13 protein-coding genes are annotated in these 22,853 nt (G+C 43.3%); 11 read left to right on the top strand and 2 right to left on the bottom strand.

The window, feature by feature from the left end; translation table 11 throughout:
* Window positions 1–315 precede the first annotated feature (315 nt).
* The 10 genes from putA to hrpA all read left to right on the top strand — a co-directional run bounded on the left by putA (window position 316) and on the right by hrpA (window position 18,897).
* A complete protein-coding gene (gene putA, locus ACTQ9S_RS01280; protein WP_440453399.1) occupies window positions 316–3,600 on the top strand; it encodes a bifunctional proline dehydrogenase/L-glutamate gamma-semialdehyde dehydrogenase PutA in 3,285 nt (1,094 codons plus the stop codon).
* A gap of 11 nt (window positions 3,601–3,611) precedes the next feature.
* The gene (locus ACTQ9S_RS01275) at window positions 3,612–4,301 is read left to right on the top strand and encodes a 1-pyrroline-5-carboxylate dehydrogenase (protein WP_068035993.1); all 690 of its coding nucleotides are present in this window, start codon (window positions 3,612–3,614) and stop codon (window positions 4,299–4,301) included.
* 434 nt (window positions 4,302–4,735) lie between these two features.
* Window positions 4,736–6,097 carry a uracil-xanthine permease family protein gene (locus tag ACTQ9S_RS01270; RefSeq protein ID WP_440453397.1) on the top strand — a complete coding sequence of 454 codons (1,362 nt, stop codon included), beginning with the start codon at window positions 4,736–4,738 and terminating at the stop codon, window positions 6,095–6,097.
* 305 nt (window positions 6,098–6,402) lie between these two features.
* Complete coding sequence (locus tag ACTQ9S_RS01265; protein ID WP_440453396.1) at window positions 6,403–8,169, top strand: xanthine dehydrogenase small subunit; 1,767 nt, start codon at window positions 6,403–6,405, stop codon at window positions 8,167–8,169.
* Window positions 8,166–10,754 carry a xanthine dehydrogenase molybdopterin binding subunit gene (xdhB, locus tag ACTQ9S_RS01260; protein ID WP_440453395.1) on the top strand — a complete coding sequence of 863 codons (2,589 nt, stop codon included), beginning with the start codon at window positions 8,166–8,168 and terminating at the stop codon, window positions 10,752–10,754. Before ACTQ9S_RS01265 ends, xdhB begins: the two co-directional genes overlap by 4 nt.
* Window positions 10,747–11,856: an XdhC family protein gene (locus ACTQ9S_RS01255; protein WP_440453393.1), complete on the top strand. Its 1,110-nt coding sequence runs from the start codon at window positions 10,747–10,749 to the stop codon at window positions 11,854–11,856. Before xdhB ends, ACTQ9S_RS01255 begins: the two co-directional genes overlap by 8 nt.
* Before the next feature lie 94 nt (window positions 11,857–11,950).
* Window positions 11,951–13,381: a guanine deaminase gene (gene guaD, locus ACTQ9S_RS01250; RefSeq protein WP_440453391.1), complete on the top strand. Its 1,431-nt coding sequence runs from the start codon at window positions 11,951–11,953 to the stop codon at window positions 13,379–13,381.
* A 77-nt stretch (window positions 13,382–13,458) separates the two neighbouring features.
* Window positions 13,459–14,052, top strand: a complete 594-nt coding sequence (locus ACTQ9S_RS01245) for a DUF1543 domain-containing protein (RefSeq protein ID WP_440453389.1) — start codon at window positions 13,459–13,461, stop codon at window positions 14,050–14,052.
* 1 nt (window position 14,053) lies between these two features.
* Entirely contained in the window at window positions 14,054–14,371 is a 318-nt protein-coding gene (locus ACTQ9S_RS01240; protein ID WP_440453388.1) for a hypothetical protein, read from the top strand.
* A gap of 233 nt (window positions 14,372–14,604) precedes the next feature.
* Window positions 14,605–18,897 (top strand): ATP-dependent RNA helicase HrpA, encoded by a 4,293-nt coding sequence (gene hrpA, locus ACTQ9S_RS01235; protein WP_440453386.1) that lies wholly within the window; start codon window positions 14,605–14,607, stop codon window positions 18,895–18,897.
* A 471-nt stretch (window positions 18,898–19,368) separates the two neighbouring features.
* On the opposite strand, the gene ACTQ9S_RS01230 is transcribed toward hrpA, so the two are convergent.
* Entirely contained in the window at window positions 19,369–19,956 is a 588-nt protein-coding gene (locus ACTQ9S_RS01230; RefSeq protein ID WP_440453384.1) for a cytochrome b, read from the bottom strand.
* Window positions 19,957–20,357: 401 nt separating this feature from the next.
* Between ACTQ9S_RS01230 and ACTQ9S_RS01225 the strand changes: the two genes are divergently transcribed.
* Complete coding sequence (locus ACTQ9S_RS01225) at window positions 20,358–20,957, top strand: class I SAM-dependent methyltransferase (RefSeq protein WP_440453383.1); 600 nt, start codon at window positions 20,358–20,360, stop codon at window positions 20,955–20,957.
* A gap of 124 nt (window positions 20,958–21,081) precedes the next feature.
* Here ACTQ9S_RS01225 and creD read toward each other — a convergent pair whose 3' ends face one another.
* Window positions 21,082–22,791 carry a cell envelope integrity protein CreD gene (creD, locus tag ACTQ9S_RS01220; protein WP_440453381.1) on the bottom strand — a complete coding sequence of 570 codons (1,710 nt, stop codon included), beginning with the start codon at window positions 22,789–22,791 and terminating at the stop codon, window positions 21,082–21,084.
* Window positions 22,792–22,853 lie beyond the last annotated feature (62 nt).

Raw genomic sequence — 22,853 nt, 5'->3', positions numbered from 1 at the left:
TAATTGTCGATTGCACTCCTTTCACTACAAACAAGAAGAAGGCACTAATGCCGCTTAACTGTTCGTTGTTGCCTTTGAATTGTTAACGTAGTATTTTTTAACAATCGAACGACCTACTTAACCCTCTCCAGCTTATGCTGGATTTGCTCGTTTTGTGATGGCGTTGTTTGGTCTCTTATAAATAGCTATCATTGATAGGTATTTGTTGCCGCTATTTGGCTGAATGTTTAATCGCTTTATCCTAAATGTTTAAGTCATTAAGAGTCCACACGCACCATTTATTATGGTTTTTTTAACGATAGTTATGGAGTTGGTATGAACCCAATAGACCAGTTTACACCCAAAGAGCCTATTTTATTTGATCCTATCGATTTGCTTGCACCTGAGTATATTACTCAGTCGGCAGATGACCTGTATGCGCGTATTTCACCGTTATATAGTGTCGATGAAGACCGCTGGTTGACCAAGTTGCTACCACTAGCTAAGCCTAGTGATAAAGAGCGAGATGATGCTAGCGAGCAGACGCGCAAGCTGGTTGAGTATGTGCGTAATGACGGTAAAGCTATCAAGATGGTAGATTCATTGTTGCTCGAGTATAGCCTTGATACCCAAGAAGGTATCTTGCTAATGAGCTTGGCTGAAGCATTGATTCGGGTGCCAGATAACTATACGGCTGATGCGTTAATCCGTGACAAGATGAGCGTGGCGGATTGGAAAAAACATCTCAAAGATGACAATGGTTTTATGGTCAATGCTTCGACTTGGGGCATGATGATGACCGGTCGTGTGGTAAGTATTGATAGTAGTACCACAGCATCTGGGTTTTTGGATCGCATGACTAAAAAGATGGGCGAGCCGATGATTCGCGGTGCGATGCAAAAAGCCATGCGCATTATGGGGCATCAGTTTGTATTGGGCGAGACTATTGAGGACGCTAATAAAAACAGCCAACCTTACCGTAATAAAGGCTATACCTATTCGTTCGATATGTTAGGCGAAGCCGCCATTACCCATAAGGATGCCGAAAAATACTTCAATGACTATCTGCATGCGATTAAATCTACTGCTGATGTTAAAGTCAAAGAAGGTATGCCTAAGCCGTCCGTATCTATCAAGCTGTCTGCCTTGCATCCACGCTATGAAGCGACGCAAGAAGCGCAGGTTTTAGGGCTATTACGTCAGCGCTGCTTATTACTCATTGAAGCCGCTCGTGAAGTCAATGTCGATATCAGTATTGATGCCGAAGAAGCGGATCGTTTAGAGATTTCTCTCAAATTATTTGAATCGCTGTATCGTGATTCATTAACCGCTGGCTGGGATGGCCTAGGGCTAGTCGTTCAAGGTTACTCAAAGCGGGCTATTGCGATATTTGCATGGCTTGCGCGCTTGGCTACAGAAGTTGGTGACCGTATCCCACTACGTCTAGTCAAAGGCGCTTATTGGGATACAGAAATTAAGCTTGCGCAGCAAAAAGGCTTGTCAGGCTATCCAGTCTGGACACGTAAAGAAGGCACGGATACCGCATATCTTGCTTGTGCTCGCTTCTTACTATCAGATCATCTACGTGGTCTAATTTGGCCGCAGTTTGCTACTCATAACGCCCATACTTTGGCATCAGTGATGACCATGAGTACGCATAGAGACTTTGAGTTCCAGCGTCTACATGGTATGGGGGATGCACTCTATGACCATATCTTGCAATCTTACAATATTCCTGTACGTATCTATGCACCCGTTGGCGCGCATGAAGACTTACTGCCATATCTAGTACGCCGCTTGCTTGAAAATGGTGCGAATAGCTCATTTGTACATCAGTTATTAGATAAATCTTATCCGATTGATAAGCTAACGGTGCACCCGTACGACAAGCTACTGGCCAATGACAATCTGCATAATCCAGAGATTCCGTTACCATTGGATATCTATGGCACGCGCCGTGCTAGCTTTGGGCCTAATATATTTGTAGAGTCGCAGTGGTATCCGCTCAAAACAGCTATCGATAGTCATTTGCACAAAACATGGTCAGCGGCACCTATCATCAATGGTCAAGCAGTTAGCGCATATGAAGTGGATGGTGCAGCGCATCAGCTCGATAGCCATACAGTACGTGCGCCTTGGAACCATGAAGTTGTTGCTGGTGAAGTACAATATGCCAATGCTGAATTAGCTCGTCAAGCAATCGACGTTGCTGTGGCTGGGCAAGTGAAGTGGCAAGCAGTATCTGCATCTGAGCGTGCAGCTATCTTACGCAAAACTGCCGATTTATATGAAGAGAACTACGCTGAGTTAATGGCGCTATGTCAAATTGAAGCGGGTAAAACCACGCAAGACAGCATTGATGAGATTAAAGAGGCGGTTGATTTTTGCCGTTTTTATGCTGATGAGGCTGAGCGCTTAAATGATGTCACTCACGAGTTTACAGACTTGGCTGGCAAGCAATCACGCCAAGTTTATAAGGCACGTGGCACATTTGTCTGTATCAGTCCGTGGAACTTCCCACTCGCGATTTACACAGGTCAGATCGTTGCTGCATTAGCAGCTGGTAATACTGTCGTGGCAAAGCCTGCTGAACAAACAAGCTTAATCGCTCATTTTGGTGCACAGCTGATGTATCAAGCTGGCGTACCAGCAGAAGCGTTGCAGTTTGTCACTGGTGCTGGCGAAGTAGGCGGGGCCTTGACAGCAGCGGATAATATATCTGGCGTGATCTTTACTGGCTCAACGCAAACAGCGCAGCGTATTAACCAAAGCTTAAATGATCATGCGCAAACGAGTGGCGAGCTACCAATTTTGATCGCTGAAACTGGTGGTCAAAATGCCATGATCGTCGATTCCACGGCATTGCCTGAGCAAGTGGTTAGGGATGCAGTATTGTCAGCATTTGGCTCGGCAGGACAGCGCTGTTCAGCATGTCGTATTTTATGTGTACAAGAAGACGTGGCAGATGGCTTGATTGAGTTGCTCCAAGGTCATATGGCAGAGCTGGTCGTAGGAAATCCAACTTACGTCGCTACAGATGTCGGTCCAGTGATTGACGCAGATGCCAAGCAAGGACTTGAGAGTCATATCGAGCGTATGAAGTCTGAGCCAACAGCGACTATCTTGGCGCAAACACCTATGAGTGCCAGTTCAGTGGTCAGTGAAGAGCAATCTACCTTTGTATTGCCAACAGCGATTGAGGTACAAACCATCGACGTTATCGGTGGCGAGCACTTTGGCCCGATATTGCATGTACTACGTTACAACGCGCGTGACTTAGACCAGCTTATCGATGCCATTAATGCAACAGGCTTTGGTTTAACCTTAGGTATCCATAGCCGTATTGAAAATATCGTTGAGCATATTGAGCGCCGTACTGTCGTAGGTAATACTTACATCAACCGTAATCAGATTGGTGCTGTGGTCAACGTCCAACCTTTCGGTGGTTGTGGTCTATCAGGCACTGGTCCAAAAGCAGGTGGTCCACATTATGTCGCACGTTTGATGAAACTAAGTTCTGAACAGCTAAGTGCTGACAAACTAGGCTCTGAACAACTAAGCTCTAAAACATCAAATACAGCAAATAATACAACATCAACCACTCAAACAGAACTCGCATAAGGAGTAGCAACATGGCGACTGAATTCAAAAAAAATCATGCCCAAGTTTGTGAAGCTTGGCGACTACTTGGCGCAGTGCAGCGTGCTACTTATCTTGAAGCTGCTATTCCCAAGCTGGCATTGTTCACCGGTGATGCCAATAAAGCGCGTCGCTTATTCAATCATCTATTGAGCGCTGCACCAAGTCTTGACGAAGTGCACCGCATGACAGGTGCTACTGGCGAGTCCAACGACTTGTATGTGACGGCTCGCGGTAAGACGATGGTTGTTGGTGGCGAATCAGCCAAAACGATGGCGGTACTGGGGCAGCTTATCGCAGCATTGCTAACGGGTAATGAGGTAATATTGCATTGCCCAAGCCAAGAAGAGATGTGTGCGGAAGCGGCGAAAGTGCTCTATGATACAGGTATCAGTGATGATGTGTTAAGTGTCGCGAATGACTCACAAACGATTACCTTGCTACACATTGATCGTCTCGCACAAGTCGCAGTTGCAGGTAGTCATGCTGAAGTACAGGAGATTAGTCAGACATTGGCTAATACCGATGGTATCTTAACTCAAGTGATTGCAGTGACAGATATGGAAGGCTTATCCGATATGCTCACGCCAGATTATTTGTACCGCTTTGTCACTGAACGCGTGCTAACCATCAATACGACTGCTATCGGTGGTAATGCAAGCTTGCTTGAGCTTGGGACATAATAACCTAGGACATAATAAAAAGTAACGTAATAAAAATCAAATAGTTACTCGCTAAGTATTTAGAAATTGCTTAGCGTTATTTAAATGACGGTTAATGTTTATTTACAAGGGCTTTAAAACTCTTGAAAAATAAGCGTTAACCGTTTTTTTATGGTCAGCTCCAAAGTGCCTTAGGTCTTAGGAGATGAACTTTCAACATCTTACGAAACTATGTTTTAAAAATCTTATGAAGATATGTTTTATAGCTTGTAGGCAAACAATAGTAGTGATACTATAAATAAAACCTGACTAAATAGTCATCTTTTAAATTAACGTTGTCACTAAAATTAAAATGCTTAAACGAAACCAGAATAAAGTAATTAGCGAGGCAACCTAAACCTATTGACAAGGATTGTTAGTAGACTTAAGACCATATTAATCAAGGATGATTAACAATGTCTAAATCGTTAGAATCCCAAAAAAACTCCGAGTTGATGTATCAACTCAATGACAAGCCCAGCTTCTGGCCGGCAAGTTTCGCCGCTTTACAACATCTACTAGCTAGTATCGTCGCTATTGTCACTCCCACCTTGATTGTCGCCGGAACCTTAGGTTTGGGTGATTACGTTCCCTATCTAATCAGCTGCGCTCTAATCTCCTCTGGGATTGGCACTTATATCCAATGTAAAAAAATAGGCCCTATAGGCGCTGGTATGCTCAGTTTACAAGGTACTAGCTTTGCTTTTTTGACTGCTATTATCGCTGCTGGACTGATTGTAAAAGGCCGTGGTGGTTCGCCAGAAGATATTTTGGCTACCATCTTTGGGGTTAGTTTTTGCGCTGCCTTTGTTGAGATTGTTCTTAGCCGCTTTATTCACAAATTAAAAAGAATATTTACCCCTGTGGTTACTGGCACTATTATTATTCTTATTGGTGTTCCGCTGATTGAAGTCGCCATGACTGATATTGCAGGTGGCTTTGGTGCAGAGGACTTTGGCAGTTTGCAAAACCTGTTTTTAGGTATGGTTGTACTGGTGTCAGTGATTGTATTCAACCGCTCAAAAAACCCATTATTAAGACTTTCCTCCATTGTCATTGCTTTAATTTTGGGAATGTTAGCCGCCTTTTTTATGGGTAGGCTAGATTTTTCTTCCTTGAACAATGTTGGTTTTATTACTGTTCCCATCCCATTTAGGTTTGGTTTCCAGTTTGATATTGCCGCTTTCATTCCTATAGCCATTCTATATTGTGTTAGCGCCCTTGAGACTACTGGTGATCTAACAGCCAACGCTGTGGTTTCTAAAGAACCTGTCAAAGGCCCTATTTACCTTAATCGAATCCAAGGCGGTGTATTGGCAGATGGGGTCAATTCTATGATTGCTGCTACGTTAAATAGCATGCCGTCGACCACCTTTAGCCAAAACAATGGCGTCATTGCACTGACTGGCGTCGCCAGTCGTCATGTCGGTATCTACATTGCTGCCCTGATGATTATCATCGGATTATTTCCTATCTTTGGCGCTATATTGCAAACCATGCCTCAGCCGGTACTTGGCGGCGCAACGTTGGTGATGTTCGGGACAGTAGCGGTGGCTGGTATTAAAGTATTAGCTAGCGCCAAGCTTGACCGCCGTGATATGTTGATTATCGCTACCTCCGTGGGGATGGGCATCGGTGTATCTATGGTGCCTGAGGTATTATCACAATTGCCTGAATTGATACGTAACGTGCTGATATCGCCTGTAGCAATAGGCGCTATTACTGCGATTTCATTAAGTTTATTTTTGCCAGTGGACACCCAAGAGGATGATATATAGCCCATATCAAATAAAGGTGTTATGTGTTTTATATACACGTGAGGCTGATAAAAATTTCCTTGCTTGCTGTGCCTACGCAGACAGATGCTGCAAAAATTCCTATCAGCCATGCCGTAATATTGTCAAAGTAAATTGATTATATAACGCCCAAAATGTAGACAATAAAAACGTTGTTAAATGCCGTTATTGTGTGATATCTATTAAATATAGACTGATTGGTTTGCGCCATCTAGCAAGTGGTTATATTAACAATCTATTTAAGCTGTCTAATTTCACAAAGCCCAATTTTTTAGCCGAGTATTGCTATGATTAGTTTCTATCTGAACGGAAAGCGTCATGAGATAAGCCACCTCAATCCGAATACAACGGTACTTGAGTATCTGCGCTTGCACGAACATCAAACTGATACTAAAGAAGGCTGCGGTAGTGGGGATTGCGGCGCCTGTACCATTATGGCGCAACGCTTGCCTAATCATGCGACAAGCGATTCTAGTGACAGCACTCCTTTTTATACCTTCAACTCCTGTATTGCTCTATTGTCGCTGATGGATGGTCATCATTTAATGACCGCTTCTTATTTAGCGGACAATCCAGCACATCACCCAGAGCGGGCGCTATTACATCCTGCACAGCAGGCGATGGTTGACTGTCATGGCTCGCAATGCGGATTTTGTACCCCTGGTTTTGTGATGTCACTTGCGAATTTGTATGAAAACCATCGTATGCAACAACAAAAAAATGCCAAGCAGGGCAGTGCAAACGGTCAGCCAGCTAATGACAACTTAAGCTATGACGACCTAAGTTATGATGATATTGTCGCTTCAATTTCAGGAAATCTATGTCGATGTACCGGTTATCGACCCATTATCGAAGCAGGACTGACGATGGGTAAAATTGGTCAGCAAAGAGCGGCTGATAAAATGGTAGCAAAAGATTTAACCATAAGCTTAGCTACGAATGCGATGGTGAGTAACAGTCAGTCGTTACCTAAAACTGCATCATTGGATACCTCGAATAAAGCGTCAACTATTGAGCCTGCCCTTGCTGAAGGGTCGCGGCAGCTATTCATTCCAAAGACAGTGGATGAGCTTAATCAGCTATTAACCGTATATCCAAGTGCAACAATTTGGGCCGGTGGTACGGATTTGGGGTTAAGCATTACGCAGCACTTGGTTGATCATGAAGTGATTATTCAGCTGTCTGCTATTGATGAGCTAAGAACATGGTCGCTTTCTGCTTCAAAGTCTAGCTCAACGACTGGTTCAAAGTCGTTGTCTGGGTTAGATAATTCCACTGATAATAAAGCAGCAGTACAAGAATTGACGTTTGGTGCGGGCATGACCTATCAGCAAATGCTGCCAATACTTGAGCAGTACTATCCTGCTTTTGCAGCACTATTCGCAAGAACGGCTTCACCGCAAATACGTAATATGGGTACGCTTGGCGGTAATATTGCCAATGCCTCACCAATAGGAGATTTACCGCCGATTTTACTGGCGTTAGAGGCACGCATTCATTTGCGTCATTGTAGCCCCAATAATATAGATGTTGGTGGCGAAGATGCCAGTGCTAAGGATGAAAGCAATGAACATAACAAAACATCTTATGTCGACGAGATAATACCTTTATCAGAATTTTTTCTAGATTATAAAAAGACCAAACTACGAGCAGGCAGTTACATTGTTGCCATCCATATGCCACTGATGCAGGATAATCAGCATCTATTTATTCATAAAATTAGTAAGCGTTATGAAGATGATATTTCTGCTTGTTTGGTTGCCGTAAGAATCGATCTGTCGGCAGAGGGTATGACTATTGACCATGCAAAAATAGGTCTGGGCGGTATGGCGGCTATACCATTATTAGCCAAGAATTGCCAGCAAGCACTCCTAGGCCAGCCCCTCGAGATTGCAAGTTTTAAGAAGGCTGCAAAAGCACTACCGATGGATGTCTCACCATTAACGGATGTCCGAGCCAGTCGTGAATATCGCTTGCATGTGGTACAACGTTTGTTGATGAAGTGTGGCAAGCAGCTGATAAAAGAGACGCAAACTGAGAGAGAATCATCATGAGCCATCAATCTTCCTTATTTGACAGTTACAGTATTCGCCGCGTACGTCCGCCTAAAAACAAAATTGGCACTTCTGCCAAACATGATAGTGCGATAAGTCACGTCATGGGGACGGCGACCTATGTGGATGATATCCTAAAGCCGCAAGGCACTTTACATCTGGCAGTCGGTAAAAGCAGTCACGCTCATGCTCGTGTAACGAGTATGGATCTCAGCGCTGTTAAAGCAGCTGACGAGGTGATTGATGTTTTAATTTTTAAAGACTTACCCGCTCAGACGGATATCGGCGCTGTATTCGACGGTGAGCCGTTGATGGTGGATGAGATCACAGAATACGTGGGTCAGACGCTGTTTTTGGTCGTTGCAACCACTCATCGTGCCGCAAAAAAGGCGGTGCTCAAAGCAGTTGTAGAATATGAGCCATTATCAGCGATACTGAGTATTGATGAGGCTTTAGAGCAGGAGCAGTTTGTACGTCCAAGTCACTTTATGCAGCGCGGTGATACCAATGCAGCACTTGCAAATGCGCCTATGCGTATCGCAGGCCATATTCATATGCTGGGGCAAGAACACTTTTATCTTGAAGGACAAGTGTCCTATGTCGTGCCTTGTGATGATGGCGGGCTTGAAGTCTATACCTCATCGCAGCATCCGAGTGAGGTGCAGCAGTTGGTCGCTGAGGTGACGGATTTGCCATTTCATGCGGTCAATACGGTAGTACGCAGAATGGGTGGCGGTTTTGGCGGTAAAGAGACCCAAGCAGCGGCATGGGCATGCTTTTGCGGTATCGTTGCCAAGCGTCACAATGTACCTGTCAGTATGCGCTTGGATCGCCAAGATGATATGGTAGTGACCGGTAAACGCCACGAATTTGCTAACCGTTATGAGGTCGGCGTTGACGAATCAGGACAGATTCTTGGGATCGATATGCAACTTGCTGGCTTGTGTGGTTATGCACCAGACTTGTCCGATGCTATCGTCGATCGAGCGATGTTCCACTGTGACAACGCTTACTATTATCCAGCTGCGCAGGTGGCAGGACATCGCTGCAAGACACATACGGTGTCGAACACTGCTTACCGAGGTTTTGGTGGGCCTCAAGGTTTGATGACTGCTGAATATATGATGGATCATATTGCCTATACTTTAGGCAAAGATCCTTTGCAAGTGCGCTTGACGAACCTTTATAAAAATGGTCAAAGTACTCACTATGGTCAGCCAATCGAGCATTTTGATTTGGCAACGATTATGGATACATTGGTAAAAGACTGTGATTATGATAAGCGTCGCCAGCAAATTATAAAAGCCAATGAGCAAGCCGAAGCTAAAGGTAGCGACAAACGTCTTGGCATTGCCTTAACGCCTGTTAAGTTTGGCATCTCGTTTACCGTGCAGACGCTGAATCAAGCAGGCGCTCTGGTACATATTTATACCGATGGTAGTATTCACCTCAATCATGGCGGTACGGAGATGGGGCAAGGGCTATTTGTCAAAATTGCTCAAATCGTTGCCAATGAGTTTGACGTGGATTTGGATACCGTAAAAGTATCTGCAACGCGTACTGATAAAGTACCCAATACCTCGCCGACTGCGGCTTCATCAGGCACCGATATCAACGGTAAAGCAGCACAGAACGCTTGTTTAACCATTAAGGCACGTATTGTCGAGTTTGCCGCTGAGTATTTTGAGGTGGCGCAAGAAGACATACGTTTTGAGCGCAATCATGTCTATATTGGTGATAAAGAAGACTTCACTTTTGCTGAAATGGTGCAGTTAGCTTATCAGCACCGCGTTAGTCTATCTTCTACTGGCTACTATAAAACGCCAAAGATATTTTACGACCGCTCTAAAGCGTGGGGTCGACCTTTCTTTTACTTTGCTTTAGGTGCTGCGTGTTCTGAAGTTGAAATAGATACGTTAACTGGTGAGTATCAAGTGTTGCGCTGCGATATCCTGCATGATGCAGGGCAGTCGATTAATCCTGCTATTGATATTGGACAGATTGAAGGCGGCTTTGTGCAAGGCATGGGTTGGCTCACAACGGAGGAGCTTACTTGGGATAAAAAGGGCACGCTAGCATCTAATAGTCCTGCCAATTATAAGATTCCAACGTCACATGATTTGCCAAAACAATTTAAAGTTAAACTGTACGATCGTAAAAATGAAGAGCAAACCATTTATAACTCTAAAGCAGTTGGCGAGCCACCTTTTATGCTGGCAGCTAGCGTTTGGTGTGCGATCAATAATGCAGTTGCAAGCTTGAGTGATTATAAGAAAAACCCAGAGCTTACGATGCCCGCGACCCCAGAGGCGGTATTAAAAGCGGTGATGCGCATGCAAGGCGAGGCGTGGGAAATTGACACGAATGTAAACTTTGATGCGCTTGATAGTTTGACTAAAGATGAGGAGGACGACTGCGGTATTGACGATGATAAAGTTAAGCCACAACTCGTGCCGCATGCCGAAGATATCGATCCGCCAGAGGTCGAAGGTCAGACAGTCGACAATCAGCCAGAAGCGATAGAGCATCCTAACGTAGCGGGTTCAAGAGGCCCTGCACATAGTGAGCCTACGCACAGTGAATAATTCATTATTGCCACCAGTGCCAATACCAGTACGTTGGTATGATGGTCTAGCACAATATCAGCAGCAAGGATCTGCGCACGTGTTGGCGACTGTCGTTGCGGTCAATGGTTCTGCGCCCCGAGCGCTACAGGCCAAAATGGTGGTCACACAGGATTACTGCTGCGATACGCTCGGTGGCGGCGGTCTTGAGCATGATATTGTTGCGACAGCACGGCAATTGCTAAATGGTGAGATAGATACAACCATACCAAAAACTTCTAAAAGAGATAAAGGTGTCAATAAGAGTATCGACAATGACAATGATAACGACAGTGATTCGACGCCATCTAAAGTGGTAAGACGCGATACTGTTTATACCAAGCATTATCCGCTAGGCGCAAAGTTGGCGCAGTGCTGCGGTGGTAGTGTCACCGTTATGTTTGAATGTTTCAACGTGACGCCACCGATGTCGATATTGGTATTTGGAGCAGGGCATGTGGCAGCAGCGTTGATGACGATACTGGCAGAGCTACCTTGCCAAGTCGATTGGGTAGATAGTCGCCCTGAGATGTTTGAGCGTTATTTATTAGAAAATTCTAATTTGCCAAATAAATCTATTAAAACAGAAGGCTTAACTCAAACACTAGAAACCCAGCCAAGCTTAAATCAGCCTAAGCTTTATAATCTTCCTGCCCATATCCGTCCGCATATTGACGATGATCCTGTTGATTTCATTCGCCCGTTTATTGAGCCATTTCTTGAACAAAGCGGTCAGCGTTTTATTTTGGTTATGACCCATGATCATAGTCTGGACTTTGAGTTAGTACGTGCCGCTTTGGATGCTAGTTCAGAGGCAAATCGTTTAGCAACTAGTCTCGATAATGATGATTTAGGTAACGATCTAGATAATGACTATTCAAAAATATCTATGCCTTATATCGGTTGTATTGCCTCGACAACTAAAGCAGAGCGTTTTAAAAATCGTCTGCTGCAACGTGGTTATGATAAGCAGATAGTCGATCAACTAACTATGCCCATAGGACTACCAATCGGTGGTAAAGAACCTATGGCCGTTGCTGTATCTATCACTGCGCAAATTTTGCAGCATTATCATCAAAAATAATCTATAAGTGATAGACCATCAATACTGATTTCTACCTCTACTATTAAATTCTAACCAAAACGTTTGGTATGACCAAGTGACGGGAGATTTACCCATGGCTCTACATATTTATCAAGCGCAGCTCCTGCACTATCTTACCGAAGATGATCTGAATCAAGTGGCTGAGCGTGCGCATGCTGAAAAACCCAACTCAACATCTTCTAATTATCCAAATACAGCAACCATTGATAAAAGCATAACGCTATTACCAGTTATTGCGGGCGTGAACGTCTATCCTGAGTATATTGCTAATGGTGCGCTGGTTGTAGATGATGTGACAGGCTACATTGTAGATTATGGTAGTAGCGAGGCAATGTTAGCGAATTATGCTGAAACTAATGATCAAGCAACGGTAAAGATTCATGATTATCGAGATAAGCTGATTATGCCGGGCTTCATCGATACCCACGTGCACTATCCGCAGATAGATATGATTGCGGCTTACGGTGAGCAGCTACTTGACTGGCTTAATAATTATACTTTTGTCACTGAAGCCAATTTTGGTGATCCAAAGGTTGCCCATGATACCGCGCAATTCTTTTTAAATCAGTTGCTCGCCAATGGCACGACCAGTGCCATGGTGTTTTCTACTAGTCATCCTCAGTCCGCAGAAGCCTTTTTTACTGAAAGCCACAGGCTTAATACTCGCATGATTACGGGTAATGTGTTGATGGATCAAAACGCCCCTGAGCATCTGTGTGTGCCTGCTGAACAGAGCATTCGAGACACGCAAGACATTATTAATAATTGGCATGGTCGTGGACGCCAACATGTGGCGATTACCCCAAGGTTTGCTATTACTTCAACGCCAACACAGCTGCAATTAGCAGGCGAGCTCTATGCCAGCTATGATAATGTTTATCTACAAACACATCTGGCAGAAAACCGTGATGAGGTTGCTTTTGTACGTAAGCTCTATCCCAAACATAAAGGCTACTTAGATGTTTACGAGGATATGGGACTGCTGGGTCGTTATACCACTTTAGCACATGGCATTTACCTTGAAACCTCAGAGTATGAAAGGCTTCGCGCAACTGGCACCCAGATAGCGCATTGCCCAACGTCCAATTTATTTTTAGGTAGTGGACTATTTGATCTACCTAAAACATTAAGCTATACCGGCGTCAGTATTGCCACTGATGTAGGGGCGGGAACCAGTTTATCGATGCTCGTCACCTTGTCAGAAGCCTATAAAGTTCAGCAGCTACAGAACAACCAACTGTCCGCTCATCAAGGGTTATATCAAATTACCTTGGGCAATGCGCAGTCGCTGATGCTAGATGATAAAATCGGTAACTTTATGCCTAATAAGGAAGCTGATTTTGTCGTGATAGATATGGCAGGAACGCCTTTGTTAGAAAGACGTATGGCACAGACTAAAACCCTTGAAGAACGATTATTTGTAATGATGATGCTCGGTGACGATAGGGTGATTGAGGAGACGATTATTGCTGGGGTGAGTCGTTATAAATCGGGGTCATCTTAAATTTAAAGCAACTTAACGTTTATTCTTTTCAAAAATTATTTTACCTACAAAATTGTTCATCTATAAGGCAATTCTCTATGCTAACATTATTCATGATTCAACTAGGCGCTCGCCCTAAGGGTCGGGTAATTGAGCAGCATGATATTTTCTTTGGAGTTGCTAACCAAGTCAGCGAGTTGATAGCAGACATCAACAGCCATTGGCCAGAAGTAAAAAATAAATGGCATATTGATTCGTACCGAGCCATTAGCAAAGTCGATAATTATAGTATCAAATTGGTTGAGTCAAACAATCAAGTAGAGAGTGCTAACGGTTTAAAATTGTTTTTTATCAATTTAGGTGGCTATCAGCAGGGCAGTTTTGAGGAGTTTCATCACAAGTTACTTATCGTTGCTGTTACTCAAGCCGATGCTATTAAACAAGCCAAACAAAGTCAATTTTACAAACAGTTCAATTATAAAGATAAAGACTCACCTTTCAACGCAGCCTCGCATATCGATGATAAGTTTGAGGTGGATATTGATGATATTTATAACGTCAATGACCTTATCTCAAACGTACAGATTTTAATTGAACATATTGATAATGATAGCCATGAACTTGCAAATGCTGATGACGATAAAGAGTACGTTGGTTATCTCAGTATCAAAAATTTAAGGAAGTTACTCTAATATGGCTCTAAATATGTATTTTAAGAACGGCATGATTCGTAAAACGCGCTGCCAAATTCCCGATGACCTAATGCCTACTCTTTATCAGGTTCATAACAATGCTAGTTTTCCGCAATTAACTTGGCTGATTGATAATCTTTATGAAAATCCACAGATTGGGCCGGACATCGCTCGCGCATTAGCTGATGAGATAGTAGCGTTTGAGAGGTTAATACTGTCGCTACACCTACCTTTTCCTAGAGTACCACTGCAAAAATTGCAGACTTTCTTTACGGGAGCTGCTACCAGTCAACAGACTGTTTATACTAGTAGTGATTGATTTGGCTATCTAGCTGTTTTTATAGTTTTAAGCCGTATTGGATGATTCTCAAACAGGCATTGCTGATTAAATTTAATGATATGACTGATGAGCTTGAAGAATTTCTGAATAAGCGTTTTGAAAATAGGTAAAAGACTTTGCAGTTGCGAAGCAAACACCACAACCAACTTGAATCACACCCAAACTACCTCCATAATCTAACTACTTTCAAATAATAAATAGCCTAAGTAAATATGCCCAATACTTCTAAGAGTGTCTCAGAAATCCTTATTGAAAACACAGCTAGCGAAACAAATAACTCTATAAGCTTAAATAACGAAGATTCAAATATTACAGTAAACAGTGATAAAGCGTCTTTTCAAGCTGATATTTCTGCTGATTTACCAGTACTCGCTAAAGACAGTTACTATTTAAGTCGCTTAGAGCGTGAGCTGGCGCGTGCTGCTGTTGCTAAGAATAAGAAAGCCAGTAGCGACTCTGATAATAAAGTAGTTGATGAGCTCACTAAAAAACGTGCGCAGTATGACAAAATTAAAACCCGCTCACAGCAAGCGGTGCAAGCACGTATGGATAGTATTCCTGAAAATTTACCTGCTAAGTTAAATCTCGATCTACCCGTTAGTCAACGTGGTGATGACTTAATTCAGGCTATTATCGATAACCAAGTCATTATCGTCGCAGGGGAGACTGGCTCTGGTAAAACAACGCAATTGCCGAAATTGGCAATGTTGGCAGGACGCGGTATTACTGGGCAAATAGGGCATACCCAACCAAGGCGACTAGCGGCTAGAAGTGTGGCAAACCGTATCGCCGAAGAATTGGGCGAGCAGCTTGGTAATACGGTCAGTTTTAAAATTCGTTTTAATGAGCAAGGTACGGCGCAATCTGTTGTTAAGCTTATGACTGATGGTATCTTATTGGCGGAATTGGGTCATGATCGATTTTTAAGTAAATACGATACTATTATTATTGATGAAGCGCATGAGCGTAGCTTAAACATTGACTTTATTATGGGTTATCTGAAAAAGTTGCTACCAAAACGCCCCGATTTAAAAGTCATTATTACCTCAGCAACGCTTGATACCAAGCGCTTTAGTGAATACTTTAGCCGTTATGATAATAAGCTCAAGCGCAACGTCCCTGCGCCGATTTTTAATGTTGAAGGCCGTAGTTTTCCAGTGGAAGTTCGTTACCGTCCGCTCACTGATGAGCCGGTGAATAGCTCGGATGATGACAGCTACGACGACTTTGAAGAGAATCTACCGCGTGCGGTGGTTGCCGCAGTTGAAGAATGCTTCAGCGATGCGCAAAATAAAGGTCATGCCGACCAAGCGGATATTTTAATATTTGCCGCCACTGAAGCAGAGATTCGTGAGCTCCAAGACGTGCTTGAACGTCATGGACCCAAGCATACTGAAGTGTTGCCATTGTTTGCACGGCAGACTTACGAAGAGCAGCAACGTATTTTTCAACCCTCAGGTCGCGGTCGGCGTATCGTTATCGCCACCAACGTTGCTGAGACCGCGCTTACTGTACCCGGTATTCGCTATGTCATTGACTTAGGCTTTGCACGAATATCACGCTATTCTTATCGCTCACGCGTACAGCGTCTGCCGATTGAAGCCATCTCGCAAGCCGCTGCCAATCAGCGTAAAGGGCGTTGCGGTCGTGTCGCGCCAGGTGTTTGTATTCGTCTGTATAGTGAAGAGGACTTCACTGGTCGTCCTGAATTTACGGAACCTGAAATTTTACGTACTAACTTGGCGTCAGTTATTTTACAGATGGCAAACCTGCGCTTAGGTAGTGTCGATGATTTTGCCTTTATTGAGCCACCTGATAGCCGCTTGGTCACTGATGGGCATAAACTGCTCGATGAGTTAGGGGCGATTACGTCTAAAGATGAAGCAACTTCTACTAAGCAAACCAACAAGCCAAAACCAAAAAAAGGTCTCGATCATCTACGTCTGACTCCTACTGGTCAAAAGATGGCACGTATGCCAATTGATCCAAGGCTGGCACGTATGCTGGTTGCCGGTTCTGACTTTGATTGTATTCGTGAAATGCTTATCGTTGTGGCAGCGCTTGCCGTGCAAGATCCGCGTGAACGTCCAGCCAATAAACGTCAGCAAGCCGATCAAAAGCATGCAGAATTTCGTCAAGATGACTCTGATTTTTTATTCTATTTAAGTCTGTGGAAAGCACTGTTTGAAAAAGACGAAGACGGCAATAAGTTGTCTGGCAATCAGCGTAAGCAGTTTACGAAGAAAAACTATTTGAGCTTTCCAAGGGTGCGTGAATGGCATCAAACTCATCGCCAGTTGGTACAAATGGTTACTGAGCTTAAGCTGACTGACGTTAATGATGTAAAACCTGCTCATAGAGGTAATGATAAGAATGCCTCTATAGATAACACTACCAGCGATCCTACCGCGATTGAAGATGAAGAACTTAAAGCCGTCAAATATGCCAATTTACATCGAGCTTTATTGACAGGGTTGTTGTCCATCATTGCTCATAAAACCGAGAATCGTGGTGAGTATCTAGCAGCTCGCCAACAAAAAGCCAAAATCTTCCCAGCCAGTACGGTATTTAAACAAATACCGCCTTGGGTCATGGCTTTTGAGATGGTAGAGACCTCGCAAGTCTTTATGCGTACCGTTGCCAAGATTGAACCGGAATGGATTATCTCAGCCGCCGGTGACTTATTAAAATATCACTACTTTGAGCCGCATTGGTCGAAGAAGACGGGTCGCGTCAAAGCCTACGCGCAAATTAGTTTGTTTGGGCTGATTATTATCAGTAAGCAGTTGACTAATTATGAACAAGTCAATCTTATAGAGTCACGAGAAATCTTTATACGTGATGGTCTGGTCACGGGTAACTTTGGTCGCCAAGCGCCGTTTTTACAGCACAATATGGACAAAATTGCGGACATTGAACGCATTGAAGATAAATTGCGTCGCCGTGATTTGCTCGTTGATGAAGAGACGCTATACCAGTTCTATGATAAAAAGATTCCTGAGCATGTTGCCAGTCGTAAAGCTTTTGAAGATTGGCGCGCAGAGGTAGAGAAGAATGATAGCAAATATTTATTCTTTACTGATGATGACGTGCTCAATAGTCAAGCGCCGACCACAGGTGACTTCCCAGAAATCTGGCAGTTGGGCGATTTAAAACTGCCGCTACGTTATATCTTTGACCCTGCCAGCGATGATGATGGCGTGACCATTCGAGTGCCACTCGTTGCGTTACCGCAGCTAGATGCCATTGAGCTATTGTGGGGCGTACCCGGTTGGCGCTATGAGCTGGTATTGCAATTGCTTAAATCTCTACCCAAAGACATCCGCCGCCAAATCGTACCGATTCCCGACACTGCTGATAGCTTGTTTGATGAGCTACAGCCAGAGGGCGGACAAGGATTGCTTAAGCAGCTTTGCCAAGCGCTAAATCGTCGCGGCATTATGTCAGTCACGCCTGATAAGTTTGATCCGTCTAGCATTGATCGCTATTTGCAGCCGCAAATCTGCGTGGTCGATGACAAGAACCGCATTATCGAAAAGGGTCGTGACCTGCAAACGCTACAAATTCGTCATGCCTCTGAAACCAGACAAGCAGTGAACGAGCAACAAGGCGCGCATACGGAGTTCCCTGAGCATTTTGCCTTTAGCAAAAACCATCATAGTGCAGGCGTAGTAATGAAGCAGTTTGCTGCTTTGGTCGCAGACGCGTCGGGTGAGGCAGTATCGATTCATCAATATACCGATGTAAATGCTGCATTACAGGCGCACCGTATCGGGGTTTTGACATTAATTAAAGGTAAGCTTGGCGCCAAGAAAAAACAGCTGACCAGCCAAGTCGATAAGATATTTAAATTGGCATTTGCACCGCTGGGTGATATGGAAAAGTTAAAAACCATCGTCATCGATGCCACACTAGATGCGGCACTTGAAGAGCATTATGTCTTATTCGATCATAGCGCCGATCTACCTGAGAGCGCGGATGATATCGCGGTTGGACTGAGCGAAGAGCTGCCGTTTACCCCTGAGGAATATAGCCAAACGCTCGATGTGGTATTAAGCAACTTCTTATTAACCGGTCAAAGCGTTATAAAAACCCTCAAAAATGTCTATACCCGCTGGCAACGTATTCGTCAGAGTCTGCTGATGCTTGACCGTGAAGTGTTTGGCGAGTCTATCGATGATATCGAAGACCAGTTAGAGGATTTGCATCTAGCCAACTTTGTCTACCGGATGGATTATAGCCATTGGCAGCAGTATCCGCGCTATCTAGAGGCGCTGGAAATTCGTATCGAACGCCTTGAGCACAATCTTGAAGCTGATCTCGACGGTGTCTATGCGTTGGACGTACACATGGAGCGATTGGGCAATCGCGCTAGTGATAAGGCGATTAGTGAATATCGTTGGATGGTGGAAGAATATCGCATTCAACTGTTTGCCCAACCGATGAAAACTCGTATGGCAGTGTCACCTAAGCGTTTGAGTAAAATGTGGGATAAGGTGGGTTAGCGGATGCGTAACCCATCGATTTTTTGAGGTCTTAAATATTTTGGAGCCAATCGCGCTTTTCGCTTGTAGTTGATGAGCTATGAGGCACAGCGCCTAAACACAGTAGCGTTCCAACATCCGAGCGACCTGAGGCGGGATAAAGCAAAGCACCGCTTTGCCCCAACGCAAGAGAAAATCTGTGATTTTCTGACGTGCAAGGCGCTATATGCCCCACAGCCCACCAAGTTACCGCTTCAATCACGGCTAGCTGTAAAGCTATGATTTTGCAAATATCAATCGTGGTTAGTGTGCTTTCAACTAAAAACTAAATGCGCGTAGGGTGTCTCTCACGCACCAATTTCATGCGATATACTTCTTATCGGTGCGCTAGGCGCACCCTACGCGAACTTTAGACAACTCAATAAAAAACCCACGACCAATTAAAGTTGTGGGTTTTACTTTATCAACATAACTCTATCAGAATGTCATCTTTCACTTCCCACTCGTCATCTTAATAAGCGTCCGATCTTTTTTCACATAGTGATGATATAAAGCTGCCAAAATGTGTCCTACGACGAGCATCCAAGCCAACCACTTACCGAATACTTGTTTATGAAGGAAATCTAACGGTGCTTCAAATGCCTCATAGCTGATACCCATCCCATCACGGATGACAGATCGGAACAATGAAGTGCTCTCAAATATCGGAATATCAAACAAGAAATAAAACTCCGTATTCACTTTAGAACCTAAATAGCCTGTAACTGGCATAATGATCAAGACCGCATATAAAGCGAAATGTCCAGCATGGGCTGCGAGATGTTCCATCTTAGTGCCAGGTTCTTCGTCTGGGGTAAGGTTCATGATACGCCAGATAATACGCAGCACCACTAAAACGGCAATACTCACACCGAAAGATAAATGTAGCTGAAGCGCCGTCCAGTTAATAGGCGTATCATCTACCGTAAACCAATGGCGAAAATAAACGCTAGCATAAGCACCTAAGAATAATAAAGCCGATCCCCAATGCAAGCATTTTGCTATAGTACCGTAGTTATAACTGGTATTTTTTAAACTCATAAATTCCTCTAAAATTTATAAATATTCTGAAAGGTTGTAAAAATGCCTCTGAAATCAGGTGTTTTTCTTTCACGTTAAATTACGTACTCAATAGCTCACGTTTAACCAGTATGAGTTGATATCAATGTAGTTATTCTAATAGTACGGTAGGTTATATTAAGAAAAACTTAATTTAAAGTTTTATTTCCACTGTTATAACATGCTTTTAATTATATTTTTCTTACATTGCTATTACGCTTAGCAAGCGTAGGTTAATCAATGCATAATTATTTCTAGATTAATTATGACTGTTATAAATGTGAGTATTTTTATCTTCGAAATTACAGTTTCCATGAAGTTGTACCCACGGTAATATAACTATAATAATTAGAATGCTAAATAAAATAGAAAAGGAAAACGATATGTGGAACGAACGCTACAGCGAACCAGGCTTTGCTTTTGGTACAGAACCAAATGATTTTTTGGAAGAGCAGTTCCAGCACATACCAGCAGGTGGACGAGTACTGTGTTTGGCAGAAGGCGAAGGTAGGAACGCGGTATTTTTAGCTGAGCAAGGCTATCAAGTGACTGCCATGGATTTATCCGATGTGGGTTTAAATAAAGCCTTGAAACTGGCTAGTGAGCGGGGCGTTGAAATCATCACTCAAATAGCTGACTTAGCCGATTATCAATTTGGGGTAGGAGAGTGGGATGGGATTGTCTCTATTTGGGCGCATATGCCTGAAACTGTTCGTCAGTACGTTAATGCGCAGATTGCACCAGCACTAAAACCAAATGGCATATTCATTGTCGAGGCTTATACTGAGCAGCAACTTGATATGGAAGCCGTCGGCGGACCACCTGCTGCGCAAAAGGAACGTTTTAATTCACTAGAAAATTTGCAGACAGAATTGGCTGAGCTAGAAGAAATTATTGGCGTTGAAAAACAGCGCATGATTTCAGAAGGCAAACATCATCAAGGTTTAAGTGCTGTCGTACAATATGTTGGTAGAAGAAAGTAAAATTGCTAGAGAAACTGCTATATAAGAAAAAGAGCAAAGGTAACATAAGGCTACCTTTGCTCTTTTTTATTCGTTTTTTATAAATGTTTTTGATCGTTATTTATTGGTCATTTTTTGATGACAGTTAAGTGACTTTATACCAGTCAATTTTACGAGTCAAGACCATAACGCTGGCGAGTACAACGAAGCAGAATACTGCACCAAGCAGCAAGTTTAAATCTTCTACTGTTAAAATGCCGTAAAAGGCAGCGTATAGTCCTGCTAGTATCGCAGTAAAAATAAGGGCTCGTTTTACCCCATTGAGCACATAGTAGGTGTACCAACCGATCAGGCCGACACAAGCAGTCGCTGCAGTCGCATAGGCCTTCCAAAAGGAGATTTGCTCAGCTAACGGCAGTAATAAGACATAAAAAACCAATAGGGCGCAGCCGACCAATAAGTACTGTATAGGATGGATGCGGCTAGATTTAATCACTTCAAATAAGAAGAATGTACCGAACGAGACCAATATCAATAGCAATGCATACTTTAAGGTACGCTCAGTTTGCAGATAGACATCATTAGGCTCAGCAAAACTTACGCCAAAGCTGTTTAAATGGGTACTATTTGAATTCCTAGAAGTTGATGTTCCTTCTTCTACCAATACTACATCATCAATACCTAAAGGATTACCCGCTTTACTTATGACGCTACATTGATTGTTAGGTGTGCTTAAACACTGTGATAGGCGTTGATTGTTGGCAACAGTCAAATATTCATTTTGCCAGTTGGCTTCAAAGCCATTGGAAGTAAAGTTTTTCATATTTGGCAGCGCTTTTCCAATGAAATTTGGTGCATGCCAGTTGCTTTGCATCGCTAGTGTAAAGCTTTGCCCAGTCGGTACTGTATTTAGGCTGCTAATGCCGGATAAAGGCAGGTCGATTATAATTTTAATCATTCCAGTTTTAAGCGCATCAGTTTTGCTAGCTTTGTCAGCTTCACTAATGACAGTTTCAGTACTACTAACTACAGCATTAGCAGCATCGTTACTTAGATTAGAAGTTTGCGAGTTATCAGGGCTAATGGATAAGCTTTGACTGGCTAAGTTATCACCAATGTCACCTGTTCCATTTCGCCCAACCAAATTACCGTTATTTGATGGCTTTATCATATCTTGAGAATTTAAAATGTCTTGAGGAACAGGAACTTCAACGTACGTTAAGCCTTTTATCATAGGTGTTTTCGGGTAAGTCGCTTTGATTTGCTTGTTATTAATGGTTACCGTTGGTGTTATGGCAACGCCGCGTAAGTCTGACACTGGAATAATCAGCTTGGCTTCGTCCCAATGAAAAACCGTCTGTTTTGGTTGTAATTTATCAGTATTCAATTCTGTATTTAACGATGCTTGGGTTTCATTAGCATTAAGGTCGATACTAGGTGTATAGTTTAAATCCTTAACGTATTGGCCTAACGCATAGTTTTGGTCAAATTTTATATCACCATCGTAGCTGGTAGCATGATAAACCCCGCGCTGATAAGTGTCGGTACTGACCTTAAGATTTTCTATGGCCTGTGTTTGAGTCGCAAAGAGAGTTTCGATGGCTGAATAGGACGGCTTACATTTAGTAGCGTTTTCTAAATCTACTAAGCATTCTGGCGTTACAGTGGTTGGAATAGCGATAAATGGGGTAATAACCTCTTGCGGATTGACGTGCTGCTCGGCAATCTCTGCTACGACGATATCTGCATAATGTTGTCGTTCGGAGATCACAGTGCGAAACATAGTCAGACCAACAGCGAAGATTATGCAAAGGCCAACGATGATATACAGTTTATTAAGCAGTGTTTTTTGCATGCGCATTCCTCTAAATGATGTTTGAATCGACGGCTACTAATATTGTCAATGGATTAGATAAC

This window comes from Psychrobacter sp. ASPA161_9 (assembly GCF_051970275.1).
Classification (GTDB): domain Bacteria; phylum Pseudomonadota; class Gammaproteobacteria; order Pseudomonadales; family Moraxellaceae; genus Psychrobacter.
Note: the sequence above shows the minus strand (reverse complement) of the source record. Positions and strands in the feature narration are given on the sequence as shown.